Below are 13783 nucleotides of genomic sequence, written 5' to 3' on the forward strand. Positions count from 1 at the left end.
GTCCTGATACCGGGGCACCGCTTTGACACGGTTGGGGTCGCGCCGCTGATCGAGGGGCTCGCCTTCAATGCGATGCTGGCCGACAAGGCCTTCGACAGCAACTGGATCATCGCCGAGATGAACGCACGCGGCGCGCTGATCTGCATCTCGCAGCGTCCACAGCGCCGCGCGCCGTTGATCATCGATCCCGAACTCTACAAGCGCCGCCACCTCATCGAGAACTTCTTCTGCAAACTCAAGGAGTTCAAGCGTATCGCCATGCGGTCCGAAAAGACCGATACATCCTTTGAGGCCATGATCTACGCTGTGGCAGCCCTGATCAACTCACGATGAATCTCAACAGACCCTAGTCAGCAGGCTGGACCGAACCAGCCATGGAGTCAGCAATGACCGACCTTCGCCAAAGCCAGATCTTCCGCACCTCCAAGCTGGAGGAGGCGGACGGGCCGGGCCTGAACCCGACCAGCAATCCGACGATGGGCGACATCATCGCCGCCCGGTTTTCGCGGCGCAACTTCCTGAAGGGCTCGATGGCATCGGCCGCCATCGCCGCCACCGTCTCGCCCGTGGCCATCCTGGCCGCGGACCGGGCGCGCGCGGCGGGCGGCGCCTCGGTCTTCGACTTCCCCGAGGTCGAGGCCGGCGTCGATGCCGACCACCATGTCGCCGACGGCTATGACGCCGACGTGCTGCTGCGCTGGGGCGACAAGCTGTTCCCCGACGCCCCCGATTTCGACCCCGCCAACCAGTCGCAAGCCGCGCAGGAACGCCAGTTCGGCTATAACAACGATTTCGTCGGCTTCATCCCGCTGGACGGCGCCACCGATCGCGGCCTTCTGGTGGTGAACCACGAATACACCAACGAACACCTGATGTTCCCCGGCATCGTCACCGTCGCCGACGGCAAGATCAGCGTCGCCGACGCCACGCCGGAGCGGGTCGATATCGAAATGGCCGCCCATGGCGGCACCATCGTCGAGATCCGCAAGATCGACGGAAAATGGCAGCCGGTCCTGGACGGGGTCCTGAACCGCCGCATCACCGCCACGACCGAAATGCGGCTGTCCGGCCCGGTCGCCGGCCATGACCGCGTCAAGACCATGGACGATCCCGACGGCACCACCGTCCTTGGCACCATCAACAACTGCGCCGGCGGCGTGACGCCCTGGGGCACCTACATCATGGCCGAAGAGAACATCCACGGCTATTTCCAGGGCGAACTGCCCGGCGACCACCCCGAGGCGGGGAACTACAAGCGCATGGGCATCCCGGCCGGCGACTATCAATGGGGCAGGTTCCACCGCCGCTTCGATGTCGCGCAGGAACCGAACGAGCCCAACCGCTTCGGCTGGGTGGTCGAGGTCGATGTGCACGATCCCGGCTCGGTCCCCAGGAAGCGCACCGCGCTTGGCCGCTTCAAGCATGAGGGCGCCGAAAGCGTGGTGGCCAGGGACGGCCGCGTCGTGTTCTACCTGGGCGATGACGAGCGGTTCGATTACGTCTACAAATTCGTGACCGCCGGCACGTTCGACCCGGATAACCGCGCGGCGAACATGGACCTGCTGGACGACGGCACGCTTTACGTCGCCCGCTTTGACGAAGACGGCGCGATGGAATGGCTGGCGCTGGTCCATGGCCAGGGGCCGCTGACCGCCGAGAACGGCTTTGAGACGCAGGCCGACGTGCTGATCGAGACTCGCCGCGCCGCCGACCTGATGGGCGCGACGCCGATGGACCGCCCCGAGGACATCCAGCCCAATCCCGAAACCGGCCGCGCCTATGTGATGCTGACCAATAACACCAAGCGCGACGAGGCCGATGCCGCAAACCCCCGCGCCAACAACGCCTTTGGCCATATCATCGAGATTCTGGAGGACGGCCAGGACTTTACCGCCACCACCGGGCGCTGGGAAATCCTGCTGCAATGCGGCGACCCTGCCGTGGCCGAGGTCGGCGCCACCTTCTCGACCGAAACCACCCGCAACGGCTGGTTCGGCATGCCCGACAACGCGGCCATCGACGCTGACGGCCGGCTATGGGTTTCGACCGACGGCAACAACCTCTCGGATACCGGGCGCACCGACGGGCTTTGGGCGGTCGACACCGAGGGCGCCGCGCGCGGCACATCGCGGCTGTTCTACCGCGTCCCCGTGGGGGCCGAGCTTTGCGGCCCCTGCCCCAGCCCCGACATGACCACCATGTTCGTGGCCATCCAGCATCCGGGCGACGGCGGCGACGACTGGGAGGGGCATGGCCGCCCCTCGTATTACGAGGACCTCTCGACCCGCTGGCCGGATTTCAGCGAGGACATGCCGGTCCGCCCCGCCGTGGTTGCGATCACCCGGCAAGGCGGCGGGCGCATCGGCTGACAGGCAGCCAGCACGGCGGCGGGTCGCACAGGCCCGCCGCAATCCGGGGGGGCGGTTGGGAAAGGGGCAAGACGGGCCGGTGAAAATCGCCTATTGATATCAAGGACGGCGGACGGCTTGGCGCGATGGCCGGGCCCCGCCAGGTCAGCGGGCATATCGGCCTGTCGCTGTCTGCTTGGTTTAGGGGAGAGATGGTGGGCGACCCTGGAATCGAACCAGGCATGGGTCTCCCCGGCGGAGTTACAGTCCGCTGCCGCACCTTGCAGCACGTCGCCCGCCGAACGCTTTCGGCGTGGGGCGGTGATTAGCCCGGCGGGCGGGGGGCGTCAAGCAGGGATCGGCCGAAAAAATCGCACCGCCCGCGCAGCCCTCGCCAGAGGTTGCATTCCGCCGTATTTTCTGCGCAGTCGATGATACCTCCGGGGATGCGACATGGCCGAGAAACAGCAAAAGACCAAGAAACCCGCCTGGGTCATCGACAAGGAACGCGCGCGCCGCGCCGCGGCCGCTGAAACCATCTGGCTGTTCGGCCTGCATGCCGTGCGCGATGCGCTGGCCAATCCCAGGCGCGAAAAGCTGCGACTGGTCGTCACCCGCAACGCGCTGGACCGGCTTGGCCCCCTGCCGGCGGACCTGGCCCACGAAATCGTGGACGCGCGCCTGTTCGACCGCACCGTGCCGCTGCCCGCCGAAAGCGTGCACCAGGGCGCCGCGCTCGAGGTCCGGCCGCTGACATGGGGCAGCCTTGCCGACCTGGCGCTGTCGGGGCCGGGGCGGCCGCTGCTGGTGGCGCTGGACCGGGTCAGCGACCCGCATAACGTCGGCGCCATCCTGCGCTCGGCCGAGGTTTTCGGCGCGCGCGCCGTCATCGCGCCGGCGCGCCATTCCGCCCCCGAAACCGGCGCGCTGGCCAAGACCGCCTCTGGCGCGCTGGAGCGGCAGCCTTATCTGCGGGTCACGAACCTGGCCGACACGCTGATCGAGCTGCAATCCATGGGCTATACCGTCCTGGGCCTTGACGGCACCGGCGACGAGACCCTGCCTCAGGCGCTTGCCGAGCTGTCGGGCCGGGCGATCTGCCTGGTCCTGGGCGCCGAGGGTCCCGGCCTGCGCGAGCGCACCCGCGAAACCTGCGACCGCATCCTGCGCATCCCCTTTGCCGCCGATTTCGGCTCGCTCAATGTCTCGAACGCGGCGGCCGTGGCGCTTTATTCCGCTTCACAGAGTTAGGCCGGGCCTTCACATCGCCGCTAGAAGCCGCGCGTCCCCGTTGAGAATCCGCGGATGATTTGCCAGATCGGATCGAAACCAAGGCCCGTGCTGCATCATGATTCGTCCCCTTCTTGCCAGTCTGCTTCTTGCCCTGTCCCCCGTCGGGTCTCTGGCCCAGGATTGGGCGCTGGACGGGATGGACCCGGTATCCTATGGCGCGGACAATGCGGCCGTTCCGGGCCGGACCGATCTGGTCACGGTCTGGCGCGGCCAGGCCTGGCATTTCGCCAGCGAACAGAACCGCAATCTTTTCGAAGCCAATCCAAGGGTCTACACCCCCGGCATGGGCGGGCTTTGCGTGGTCGCCCTGTCCGAAGGCCGGTCCGAACCGGGCAATCCGCGCCATTTCGTCGTCATCGGGCAGCGCACCTATCTTCTGCGCTCGGCCGAGGCGCGGCGGCGGTTCCTTGCCGATCCGCAGGGCGTTTTGACCCGCGCCAAGACCGCCTGGACGCGGTTGAAACCCTGAATCTTCACATTCTTGCGAACGGGGTGGAACCATTTGGCCACGGTTCCCATTTATTTATCGAACATGGCCTCGGAACGGTCATGTTCAGATCACTGTCCCTCGTTCCGCGACTTGCGCCCGGCCAGACCTCTGGACCGGGCGCTTTTTCCATGCCACTTTCTACCCGGATCTGGGGAGGATCATATGAACTTGGCAGTACTTCGCGACACCGGCCCATCGCCGATCGATGACGACATCGCGCGCATCGCCCGCACCACGCGCTGCATCGCCATCGTCGGCCTGTCGCCGAACGAGGCCCGCCCGTCCTGGGGCGTTGCGCGCTATCTGAAATCGCAAGGCTACCGCATCGTTCCGGTCAATCCGGGCCATGCCGGCAGCACCATCCTGGACGAGCGCGTCTATGCCGACCTGCGGGAAATCCCCGCCGAACTGGCGGTGGACATGGTCGATATCTTTCGCCGCCCCGAGGCGGTGCCCGGCATCGTCGACGACGCCCTGGCCCATCTGCCGAACCTGGCCACGATCTGGATGCAGCTTGGCGTACGCCACCCGCAGGCGGCAGCCCGCGCCCGTGCCCGCGGCCTGGCCGTGGTCGAGGACCGCTGCCCCAAGATCGAGTTCCCGCGCTTTCTGTAAAACCGCGCGCGCCGCATGAAAAAGGCCCCGCCCTGTCCGAGCGGGGCCTTTTTTACGGCGGGGCGGATCAGGTGCCGGAATAAAGCCCCTCGTAGATCGGACCCAGCGTGTCCACCTCGAACAGCGAACTGACCGAGGTGCCGTTCCAGATGTTCAGGATCGCCTGGGCAAACATCGGCGCGGTCGGCACGATGCGGATGTTCGAGGCGGATTTGACCTTGTCGCTCGGCTCGATCGAATCGGTGATGACCAGGGACTTCATCACCGAAGCCTGTACCCGCTCGACCGCCGGGCCCGACAGGACGCCATGGGTGATATAGGCATGCACCTCGGTCGCGCCATGCTCGGTCAGCACCTGCGCCGCCTTGCACAGCGTTCCGGCGGTGTCGCAAATATCGTCCACGATGATGCAGGTCTTGCCCGCCACCTCGCCGATCACCGTCATCTCGGCCACTTCGCCGGGCTTTTCGCGGCGCTTGTCGACGATGGCCAGGGGCGCGCCGATGCGCTGCGCCAGTTCCCGCGCCCGCGCCACGCCGCCCACATCGGGCGAGATGACCAGCAGGTCCGACTGCCGGTCGCGGAAATGATGCTTGATGTCCAGCGCAAAGACCGGCGCGGCATAAAGGTTGTCCACCGGAATGTCGAAAAAGCCCTGGATCTGCGCCGCGTGCAGGTCCAGCGTCAGAACCCGGTCCACCCCCGCCTCGGTCAAAAGGTTCGCCACCAGCTTGGCGCTGATCGGGGTGCGGGCCTTGGCCCGGCGATCCTGGCGGGCATAGCCGAAATAGGGGATCACCGCGGTGATGCGCGCCGCCGAGGACCGCTTGAGCGCGTCGCTCATGATCAGCAGTTCCATCAGGTTGTCATTGGCCGGGTTCGAGGTCGGCTGGATGATGAACATATCCTCGCCGCGGACGTTTTCATAAACCTCGACAAAGATTTCCTGGTCGTTGAACCGTTCGACCCGCGCCTCGACCGGGGCGACGTTCATGCCGCGATGCATCGACATGCGCCGGGCGATGGCGCTGGCCAAGGGCCGGTTCGCATTTCCCGCAATGAGCTTGGGTTCGGTCATGGCCGGCATGGGCTTTCCCTGTCTGGATTCGTGCGATTGCACCCCGCTTAGCACCGGGCTAGCCTGCCCGCAAACCCCGAGGACGAAACCATGGCGCATATCGACTATTACTTCGGCACACCCAGCCCCTGGAGCTATCTCGCCGGCAACCGGCTAGAAGAGATCGCCGCCCGCCATGGCGCGACGATCACCTACAAGCCCGTCGATCTGCTGCAATTGTTCGACCGCACCGGCGGGGTGCGCCCGGCCGACCGCCACCCCTCGCGCATGGAACACCGCGCGCAAGAGCTGCGCCGCTGGTCGCAGCATCTGGGCATGGCGCTGAACCTGAAGCCCGCCTTCTGGCCGGTGAACCCCGCGCCTTCGTCCTATGCCATCATTGCCGCGCAGCAGGCAGGGGGCGGCGACCTGGCCGGGCTGGTGCAAGGCTTCCTGCGCGCCGTCTGGGCCGAGGATGCCGACATCGCCGACGACGCGGTGATCCGCGGGAAACTGGCCGCCGCGGGCTTCGACCCGGACCTGGCCGACAAGGGCCTGTTCGTCGGCGCCGAGACCTTCGGCAGCAACCTGGAACAGGCGGTCGAGGCCGGGGCCTTCGGCGCGCCCTTCTACACCGTGCCCGAGACGGGAGAGCGGTTCTGGGGCCAGGACCGGCTGGATTTCCTTGACCGGCACCTGGCCGGCCTGTGAGCGCGCTGCACCTAAGGCGCTGGCCGGGCAACGAGGACCGCCCGGCCCTGGCGCTGCATTGCATGATGGGCAATGCGGTCTATTGGGGACCGATCGCCCAGGCGCTGCGCGACCAGGTGCGGATCAGCGCGCCGGACCTGCCGGGCCATGGGCAAAGCCCCGACTGGGCGGGCGGGCCGCCGGACTATCACACCGCCGTCACCCGCGCGGCCGCGGCTCTGATCGACCGGCCGCTGGACCTGATCGGCCACAGCATGGGCGCGACCGTGGCGCTGCGCATCGCCGTCGCCGCCCCCGAGGCGGTGCGCAGCCTGACCCTGATCGAGCCGGTGCTGTTCGCCGCCGCGCCCGAGGCGCAAAACGACGCGCTGCTGGAGGATGTCGCAGCCCGGCTCGCCGCCGGAGAGGACGCCGAGGCGGCGCGCACCTTTCTGGGCGTCTGGGGCGGGCTTGACTGGCAAGCGCAGGCCCCGGCGACCCAGGCCCGGCTGGCGCGGCAGATCCATCTGGTCCAGGCCAGCAACGAAACGCTACGCGACGATGCCGCGCATATCCTGCGCCCCGGCGGGCTGGAATCCATCGACGCGCCGGTGATGATCGTCCTGGGCCAGGAATCGCCGCCGGTGATCCCCGCAATCGCCAAGGCGCTGGCGGCGCGGCTGCCCGATGTCGGACGCGCCAGCGTGCCGGGGGCGGGCCACATGCTGCCCATCACCCACCCGCGGCAGGTCGCGGAACTGATCGGGCTGAACCTGGAACGCGCCTGACCCGGCGGTCAGTCGATATCCCAGTCCTCGGCATGGCGCAGCGGACCGATTGCCATCCAGTCGGCCCGCACCCGCGCGACGCGGGTATCCTCCCAGGTGCGGAATTGCAGGTCGAACCCCTGGCGGGTGATGTTCACCGCCCGGATATCGGCGCGCTGGTTGGCATGGCAGGCGATATCCCACATGCTTAGCCCGACATGGACCACCGGCGGCTCGACGAATTCCTCGTCAAAGCGCACCGACCTGGTTTCGACCCGCGGCCCCTGCCCTGTCCACATCGGCCCCCCGCTTTCGAAGGCCGAGAACATCTCGGTCGAGCCATTGGCGACGCCAACGGCAGAATGTTCGATTCGACGCAACCCGCGCTCCTCCCCACGCGCCATGAGAAAGCAGGGCGCGAAACAAATAAAGCCCCGGCTGACCGGGGCTTCCTGTTCTTTTGGTCAGTCCCGCGGCTAATGCGGAAAATTCGCCTGGTTCGGGTCAAGCCCGATATGCGTGCCAAGCGCCTCCATGTCGGCCAGAAGCTTGACCCCGGCGGCGACAAGTTCCTCGCCGGCGGTATCGCGCTCTCTGGCGGTCTCGACGCGACGACGGGCCTGGGCCATCATCTCGTTAAAGACCTCCTGCGTCATCTCGGCGCGGGGATGGCCCCGTTCCGCCAGCAGGGTCACGGATTCGCCGTTGATCTCGGCAAAGCCGCCGGTCACTGCGAACTCCGTCTCGGACCCGTCCCCCGCCACCACGGTCACCAGACCGGGGCGCAGGTTGACGATGGCCGGCGCATGGCCGGGCATCGCGGTCAGGTCGCCCTCGGCGCCGGGCAGGCGCACCTCGCGCACCGGAACGGAAAGCAGGTTCCGTTCCGGCGAGACGAGGTCGAACTGCATCGTGTCGGCCATGTCGCCCCCTTATGCCGCGTCAGCGGCGAGACGCTGAGCCTTGGCTTTCACATCCTCGATGCCGCCGACCATGTAGAAGGCCGCTTCCGGCAGGTGGTCGTATTCACCGGCCACGACCGCCTTGAAGGACTTGATCGTGTCTTCCAGCGGCACCTGCACCCCGTCCGAGCCGGTGAACACCTTGGCCACGTCGAAGGGCTGCGACAGGAAACGCTGGATCTTGCGGGCGCGGGCCACGGTCAGCTTGTCCTCTTCGGACAGTTCGTCCATGCCCAGAATGGCGATGATATCCTGAAGCGACTTGTATTTCTGCAAGATGCCCTGGACGTCGCGCGCCACCTGGTAATGCTCTTCGCCGACGATCGCCGGGTCAAGGATCCGGCTGTTCGAATCGAGCGGGTCCACGGCCGGATAGATGCCCAGTTCCGAAATCGCGCGCGACAGAACCGTCGTGGCGTCCAGGTGGGCAAAGGTCGTGGCGGGCGCCGGGTCGGTCAGGTCGTCCGCGGGAACGTAGACGGCCTGGATCGAGGTGATCGAGCCGTTCTTGGTCGAGGTGATGCGTTCCTGCATCGCGCCCATGTCGGTCGCCAGCGTCGGCTGGTAGCCCACGGCGGACGGGATGCGGCCCAGCAGCGCCGACACTTCCGAACCCGCCTGGGTAAAGCGGAAGATGTTGTCGACAAAGAACAGAACGTCGGTGCCGGTGGCGTCGCGGAACTGTTCGGCCACGGTCAGGCCGGTCAGCGCCACGCGCATCCGCGCCCCCGGGGGCTCGTTCATCTGGCCATAGACCAGGGCCACCTGGCTTTCCGACAGGTTGTCGGGCTTGATGACGCCCGATTCCACCATCTCGTGGTAAAGGTCGTTGCCCTCGCGGGTGCGCTCGCCGACGCCCGCGAACACGGAATAGCCCGAATGCACCTTGGCGATGTTGTTGATCAGTTCCATGATCAGAACCGTCTTGCCGACGCCCGCGCCGCCGAACAGGCCGATCTTGCCGCCCTTGGAATAGGGGGCCAGCAGGTCGATGACCTTGATGCCGGTGACCAGGATTTCCGACGCGGTCGCCTGGGCGGCGAAGTCCGGGGCCGGCTGGTGGATGGCGCGCTTTTCCGCGGCGGCCAGCGGCTCGCCCTCGTCCACCGGCTCGCCGACGACGTTCAGGATCCGGCCCAGCGTCACGTCGCCGACCGGAACCATGATCGGGCCGCCGGTATCGCGCACCGGCAGGCCGCGAACCAGGCCCTCGGTCGCATCCATGGCGATGGTGCGGACGGTGTTTTCGCCCAGGTGCTGGGCCACTTCCAGCACCAGGCGCTTGCCGTTGTTCTCGGTTTCCAGAGCGTTCAGAATCGCAGGAAGCTGGCCGTCGAACTGCACGTCGACGACGGCGCCGATCACCTGCGTGATTTTTCCATTGGCCTCTGCCATGTCTCTACCTCTACGTGTCAGAGCGCCTCTGCGCCCGAGATGATTTCAATCAGTTCCTTGGTGATCGCGGCCTGACGCGAGCGGTTATATTCCGTCGTCAGCCTGTCGATCATGTCGCCGGCATTGCGCGTGGCGTTGTCCATGGCGGTCATCCGCGCGCCCTGTTCGGACGCCGCGTTCTCCAGCAGCGCCGCAAAGACCTGCGTCGCGACCGAACGCGGCAGAAGGTCGTTCAGGATCGCGTTCTCGTCCGGCTCGTAGTCGTAAAGCGCCGAGGCACCGGCCTCGCCCTCTTCGACCACGGCGGGGATGATCTGCCTTGCGGTCGGAACCTGGCTGATCACCGATTCGAAACGGTTGTAGAACAGCGTCGCCACGTCGAATTCGCCGGCGCCGAAGCGGTCCAGGATATCATCCGCGATCTGGCGCGCATTCTCATAGCCGATGCGCTTGACCTCGCTCATGTCGACGTGATGGACGAAAAGATCGCCGTATTCGCGCTTGAGCTGCTCGCGGCCCTTCTTGCCGACGGTCAGGATGGCCACCTGCTTGCCCTGGGCCTGCAACTCTTGCAGGCGCAAGCGGGCCAGCTTGACGATGGTCGAGTTGAACCCGCCCGCAAGCCCGCGTTCCGAGGTCATCACCACCAGCAGATGCCGGCGGTCGTCGCCGGTTCCCGCCAACAGGCGCGGCGCCATGTCCGAGCCGGCCGCCGCAGCGGTCAGCCCGGCCATCACCGAGGCCATCCGGTCCGCATAGGGCCGCGCGGCCTCCGCCGCCTCCTGCGCACGGCGCAGTTTCGCGGCGGCGACCATTTGCATCGCCTTGGTGATCTTGCGCGTGTTCTTGACGCTGCCGATCCGGTTCTTGAGATCCTTGAGGCTGGGCATCTATCCCTCCTCTCAGGCGTAGGTCTTGGCGTAACCGTCCAGCGCTGCCTTGATCGCATCTTCCAGTTCGCCCGCGATCTTGCGGTCGTTCCTGGTCATGTCGTCAAGCAGATCGGCCTTTTGGTTGCGCAGATACTGAAGCAGCCCCTGTTCCCATTTGGTCACGTCCCGGACCGGGATATTGTCCAGATAGCCCTTGGTGCCGGCATAGATCACGATGACGATCTCGGCGTTGGTCAGCGGCGAATATTGCGGCTGCTTCATCAGTTCGGTCAGGCGCGCGCCGCGGTTCAGAAGCTTCTGCGTCGCGGCGTCAAGGTCCGAGCCGAACTGAGCGAATGCCGCCATCTCGCGATACTGCGCCAGTTCCAGCTTGACCGGGCCGGCGACCGATTTCATCGCCTTGGTCTGCGCGGCCGAGCCGACGCGGCTGACCGAAAGGCCGGTGTTCACGGCCGGGCGGATGCCCTGGAAGAACAGTTCGGTTTCCAGGAAGATCTGGCCGTCGGTGATCGAGATCACGTTGGTCGGGATATAGGCCGACACGTCGCCCGCCTGGGTTTCGATGATCGGCAGCGCGGTCAGCGAGCCGGCGCCGTTGGCCTCGTTCAGCTTGGCCGAACGCTCCAGCAGGCGCGAATGCAGGTAGAACACGTCGCCCGGATAGGCTTCGCGCCCCGGCGGACGGCGCAGCAGCAGCGACATCTGGCGGTAAGCCACGGCCTGCTTGGACAGGTCGTCATAGATGATCAGCGCATCCATGCCGTTGTCGCGGAAATATTCGCCCATGGCGGTCGCCGAATAGGGCGCCAGGTATTGCATCGGCGCCGGGTCTGAGGCGGTCGCGGCCACGACGGTGGTGTAGGCCATGGCGCCGGTCTCTTCCAGCTTCTTGACCAACTGGGCCACGGTCGAGCGCTTCTGACCCACCGCGACATAGATGCAGTGCAGGGTCTTCATGCCATCGGCCTCGCGGCCGTTGTAGTTCTGCTGGTTCAGGATGGTGTCCAGCGCGATGGCGGTCTTGCCGGTCTGGCGGTCGCCGATGATCAGCTCGCGCTGGCCGCGGCCCACGGGGATCATGGCGTCCACCGATTTCAGGCCGGTCGCCATCGGCTCGTGCACCGATTTGCGCGGCATGATGCCGGGGGCCTTGACGTCGGCGACGCGACGCTCGGATGCGTTGATCGGGCCCTTGCCGTCGATCGGGTTGCCCAGCGCGTCGACCACGCGGCCCAGCAATTCCTTGCCGGCCGGGACTTCCACGATGGCGCCGGTGCGCTTGACGGTGTCGCCTTCCTTGATCGAGCGGTCGTCGCCGAAGATCACGACGCCGACGTTGTCGGTTTCAAGGTTCAGCACCATGCCGCGGATGCCGCCGGGGAACTCGACCATCTCGCCGGCCTGAACCTTGTCCAGGCCATAGACGCGGGCGATGCCGTCACCGACGGACAGCACCTGCCCGACCTCGGCCACCTCGGCGTCCTGACCGAAATTCTTGATCTGATCCTTGAGGATGGCCGAGATTTCGGCTGCCTGGATTCCCATTATCCGACCTCTTTCATAGCATTCTGGAGGGAGGCGAGCTTCGAGCGGATCGAGCTGTCGATCATCTGCGAGCCCAGTTTGACGATCATGCCGCCGATGAGGCTTTCATCGACACGCGCGTTCAGTTTCACCGTCTTGCCCGATTTCGCCGCCAGCGTATCGCCAAGCCGGGCCTTTTGTTCGTCCGTCAGCGCCTGCGCGCTGACCACGTCGGCGGTGGTTTCGCCCTTCGCCTCGGCGATGAGGTCGCGCAGCCGGGCCAGGAATTGCGGCAGGGTGAACAGCCGCCGGTTGCGGGCCATCAGCCGCAGCGTATTGGCCAGTTCGGGCGCAAGCCCCATGCGGCTGGCCAGCGCACCGACCGCCGTTTCCTGCTGCTGGCGGTCGTAAAGCGGCGACAGGGTCAGGTCGCGCAGATCCTGGCTGGCGTCATAGGCCAAGGCCAGGTCGTCGAGCTGGCCGGACAGGGCGTCGATGCCGCCCGAATCCCTGGCCAGATCGAACAGGGCCTGCGCATAACGCCCGGCGATATCAGCGGAAATCGAAGCGGAATTGGCCACGGTCATCCTTCCGGTTAGCGCAAGCTCCGCTGGCGGGCCGGCGGGCGGGCCGGTCTGTCGCGGAGCGCGGGTCAAGGGCGGGCCCAAGCATAATCCGGCTGGAACCTTCCCGAAATCTGCGGCGTCTCTAGCAGGTGATTTTCGCTGCCGCAACCGCCTTGAACACGGAAAAACGAGGGTTTGCGACCCTTGTTGCAGGCCAGGCCGCGGCCGATTGCGCAAACACCCGGCCCGGCGCGGCCCAGCCACGCCCTTCGCGCGCGCAAGGAACGCCCGCGCGCGCGGCGATCAGCGGGGGGGATTCGTGCCTGGGTCGCCGCCGCCGTTGACGGCCCCCGCCCTTTCCCATCGGCCCCGTCCCTCGGCGCGGCCCCGCGCCTTAGCCCTGATCGCCGGCCGTCCTGCCCGCGCCCTGTCCGGCCGGGCGCGGCCGGGCGATGCCGCCCAGCACGTCAAGCGGGCTTGGCACGCTGACGCGCCGCGCCGGGCCGACCGGGGCCTGCACCTGCTTGCTGAACTCGGTCAGCAGCACGCCCGCGACCAGCACCTGGCTGATGCGCAGGCCGGCCTGTTCCCACATCTGCGCGCTTTTCAGCCAGAACCTGCGATCCGAGGGCGGGATGTAAAGCGCCGCCCCCGCCCGCTCGGTGACAAAGCCGGCCGCGCGGGCCTGCGCCTCTAGCTGGCCCGCCGTATAGCTGCGTCCCAGGCCGAAAGGCGTCGTGTCCGAGCGCGCCCAAAGCCCGGCCCGGTTGGGCACCATGACCAGCATCCGCCCCCCCGGCCCCAGCACGCGCCAGGCTTCCGCCATCAGCGCCGCCGGGTGGTCGGCGGTCTCCAGCGCATGCAGCAGCACCATCCGGTCGACGCTGCCGGTATCCAGCGGCCAGGCCGTCTCTTCGCACAGGACCGAGCAGTTGGGCAGGCCCGCCGGCCAGGCCATCACCCCTTGCGGCCCCGGCATCAGCGACACGACGCGCCGCGCCCGCGCCAGCCAGGGCCGCAGCAGCGGCGCCGCAAAGCCGAACCCGGCAAAGGTCATGCCCTGCGCCTGGTCGGGCGGCCACAGCGCCGTCAGCCGGTCGCGCAGCACGCGCTGCACCACCCGGCCCAGCGCGCGGGTGTAATAGAACTTCCGCAGATCGAATACGTCGTGATGCATTGCGCC

Annotated in this window: 15 protein-coding genes and 1 tRNA gene; 7 read left to right on the top strand and 9 right to left on the bottom strand. The window is 66.9% G+C overall.

Annotation, left to right across the window (positions count from 1 at the left end):
* Positions 1 to 333: transposase (locus tag F3H32_RS13185; protein WP_149764913.1), on the top strand; the 333-nt coding region annotated here is incomplete at its 5' end.
* Positions 334 to 386: 53 nt separating this feature from the next.
* The gene (locus tag F3H32_RS13190) at positions 387 to 2369 is read left to right on the top strand and encodes a PhoX family protein (RefSeq protein WP_149766262.1); all 1983 of its coding nucleotides are present in this window, start codon (positions 387 to 389) and stop codon (positions 2367 to 2369) included.
* 192 nt (positions 2370 to 2561) lie between these two features.
* Here F3H32_RS13190 and F3H32_RS13195 read toward each other — a convergent pair.
* Positions 2562 to 2645, bottom strand: a tRNA-Tyr gene (locus tag F3H32_RS13195).
* 156 nt (positions 2646 to 2801) lie between these two features.
* On the opposite strand from F3H32_RS13195, the gene rlmB reads away from it, so the two are divergent.
* The 3 genes from rlmB to F3H32_RS13210 all read left to right on the top strand — a co-directional run bounded on the left by rlmB (position 2802) and on the right by F3H32_RS13210 (position 4746).
* Entirely contained in the window at positions 2802 to 3599 is a 798-nt protein-coding gene (gene rlmB, locus F3H32_RS13200) for a 23S rRNA (guanosine(2251)-2'-O)-methyltransferase RlmB (protein WP_149766263.1), read from the top strand.
* 97 nt (positions 3600 to 3696) lie between these two features.
* Positions 3697 to 4110 carry a YHS domain-containing (seleno)protein gene (locus tag F3H32_RS13205; protein ID WP_149766264.1) on the top strand — a complete coding sequence of 138 codons (414 nt, stop codon included), beginning with the start codon at positions 3697 to 3699 and terminating at the stop codon, positions 4108 to 4110.
* A 183-nt stretch (positions 4111 to 4293) separates the two neighbouring features.
* Positions 4294 to 4746 carry a CoA-binding protein gene (locus F3H32_RS13210; protein ID WP_149766265.1) on the top strand — a complete coding sequence of 151 codons (453 nt, stop codon included), beginning with the start codon at positions 4294 to 4296 and terminating at the stop codon, positions 4744 to 4746.
* 67 nt (positions 4747 to 4813) lie between these two features.
* Here F3H32_RS13210 and F3H32_RS13215 read toward each other — a convergent pair whose 3' ends face one another.
* Complete coding sequence (locus F3H32_RS13215) at positions 4814 to 5833, bottom strand: ribose-phosphate pyrophosphokinase (protein WP_149766266.1); 1020 nt, start codon at positions 5831 to 5833, stop codon at positions 4814 to 4816.
* Between the two features lie 81 nt (positions 5834 to 5914).
* Here F3H32_RS13215 and F3H32_RS13220 point away from each other — a divergent pair, with 81 nt between their 5' ends.
* Positions 5915 to 6514, top strand: coding sequence for a 2-hydroxychromene-2-carboxylate isomerase (locus F3H32_RS13220; RefSeq protein WP_149766267.1), 600 nt, complete (start codon positions 5915 to 5917; stop codon positions 6512 to 6514).
* Positions 6511 to 7281, top strand: coding sequence for an alpha/beta fold hydrolase (locus F3H32_RS13225; protein ID WP_149766268.1), 771 nt, complete (start codon positions 6511 to 6513; stop codon positions 7279 to 7281). Before F3H32_RS13220 ends, F3H32_RS13225 begins: the two co-directional genes overlap by 4 nt.
* Positions 7282 to 7289: 8 nt before the next feature.
* Here F3H32_RS13225 and F3H32_RS13230 read toward each other — a convergent pair whose 3' ends face one another.
* The 7 genes from F3H32_RS13230 to F3H32_RS13260 all read right to left on the bottom strand — a co-directional run bounded on the left by F3H32_RS13230 (position 7290) and on the right by F3H32_RS13260 (position 13777).
* Entirely contained in the window at positions 7290 to 7640 is a 351-nt protein-coding gene (locus tag F3H32_RS13230; RefSeq protein ID WP_149766269.1) for an H-type lectin domain-containing protein, read from the bottom strand.
* A gap of 96 nt (positions 7641 to 7736) precedes the next feature.
* Entirely contained in the window at positions 7737 to 8183 is a 447-nt protein-coding gene (locus tag F3H32_RS13235) for a F0F1 ATP synthase subunit epsilon (RefSeq protein ID WP_149766270.1), read from the bottom strand.
* A gap of 9 nt (positions 8184 to 8192) precedes the next feature.
* The gene (atpD, locus tag F3H32_RS13240; protein ID WP_149766271.1) at positions 8193 to 9617 is read right to left on the bottom strand and encodes a F0F1 ATP synthase subunit beta; all 1425 of its coding nucleotides are present in this window, start codon (positions 9615 to 9617) and stop codon (positions 8193 to 8195) included.
* A gap of 17 nt (positions 9618 to 9634) precedes the next feature.
* On the bottom strand, positions 9635 to 10507 hold the full coding sequence (locus F3H32_RS13245; RefSeq protein WP_149766272.1) for a F0F1 ATP synthase subunit gamma: 873 nt from the start codon (positions 10505 to 10507) through the stop codon (positions 9635 to 9637).
* A gap of 12 nt (positions 10508 to 10519) precedes the next feature.
* A complete protein-coding gene (gene atpA / locus F3H32_RS13250) occupies positions 10520 to 12055 on the bottom strand; it encodes a F0F1 ATP synthase subunit alpha (protein WP_149766273.1) in 1536 nt (511 codons plus the stop codon).
* A complete protein-coding gene (locus F3H32_RS13255) occupies positions 12055 to 12615 on the bottom strand; it encodes a F0F1 ATP synthase subunit delta (RefSeq protein ID WP_188128667.1) in 561 nt (186 codons plus the stop codon). Before F3H32_RS13255 ends, atpA begins: the two co-directional genes overlap by 1 nt.
* A 379-nt stretch (positions 12616 to 12994) precedes the next feature.
* Positions 12995 to 13777: a class I SAM-dependent methyltransferase gene (locus F3H32_RS13260; RefSeq protein ID WP_149766275.1), complete on the bottom strand. Its 783-nt coding sequence runs from the start codon at positions 13775 to 13777 to the stop codon at positions 12995 to 12997.
* Positions 13778 to 13783: the final 6 nt, after the last annotated feature.

It is taken from the genome of Paracoccus thiocyanatus, assembly GCF_900156255.1.
GTDB lineage: Bacteria > Pseudomonadota > Alphaproteobacteria > Rhodobacterales > Rhodobacteraceae > Paracoccus > Paracoccus thiocyanatus.

Excerpts from the sequence above, each read along its gene's own strand:
- F3H32_RS13190 (WP_149766262.1), top strand. The coding sequence starts at position 387 with ATGACCGACCTTCGCCAAAGCCAGATCTTCCGCACCTCCAAGCTGGAG.
- rlmB (WP_149766263.1), top strand. The coding sequence starts at position 2,802 with ATGGCCGAGAAACAGCAAAAGACCAAGAAACCCGCCTGGGTCATCGAC.
- F3H32_RS13205 (WP_149766264.1), top strand. The coding sequence starts at position 3,697 with ATGATTCGTCCCCTTCTTGCCAGTCTGCTTCTTGCCCTGTCCCCCGTC.
- F3H32_RS13210 (WP_149766265.1), top strand. The coding sequence starts at position 4,294 with ATGAACTTGGCAGTACTTCGCGACACCGGCCCATCGCCGATCGATGAC.
- F3H32_RS13215 (WP_149766266.1), bottom strand. The coding sequence starts at position 5,833 with ATGCCGGCCATGACCGAACCCAAGCTCATTGCGGGAAATGCGAACCGG.
- F3H32_RS13220 (WP_149766267.1), top strand. The coding sequence starts at position 5,915 with ATGGCGCATATCGACTATTACTTCGGCACACCCAGCCCCTGGAGCTAT.
- F3H32_RS13235 (WP_149766270.1), bottom strand. The coding sequence starts at position 8,183 with ATGGCCGACACGATGCAGTTCGACCTCGTCTCGCCGGAACGGAACCTG.
- atpD (WP_149766271.1), bottom strand. The coding sequence starts at position 9,617 with ATGGCAGAGGCCAATGGAAAAATCACGCAGGTGATCGGCGCCGTCGTC.
- F3H32_RS13245 (WP_149766272.1), bottom strand. The coding sequence starts at position 10,507 with ATGCCCAGCCTCAAGGATCTCAAGAACCGGATCGGCAGCGTCAAGAAC.
- atpA (WP_149766273.1), bottom strand. The coding sequence starts at position 12,055 with ATGGGAATCCAGGCAGCCGAAATCTCGGCCATCCTCAAGGATCAGATC.
- F3H32_RS13260 (WP_149766275.1), bottom strand. The coding sequence starts at position 13,777 with ATGCATCACGACGTATTCGATCTGCGGAAGTTCTATTACACCCGCGCG.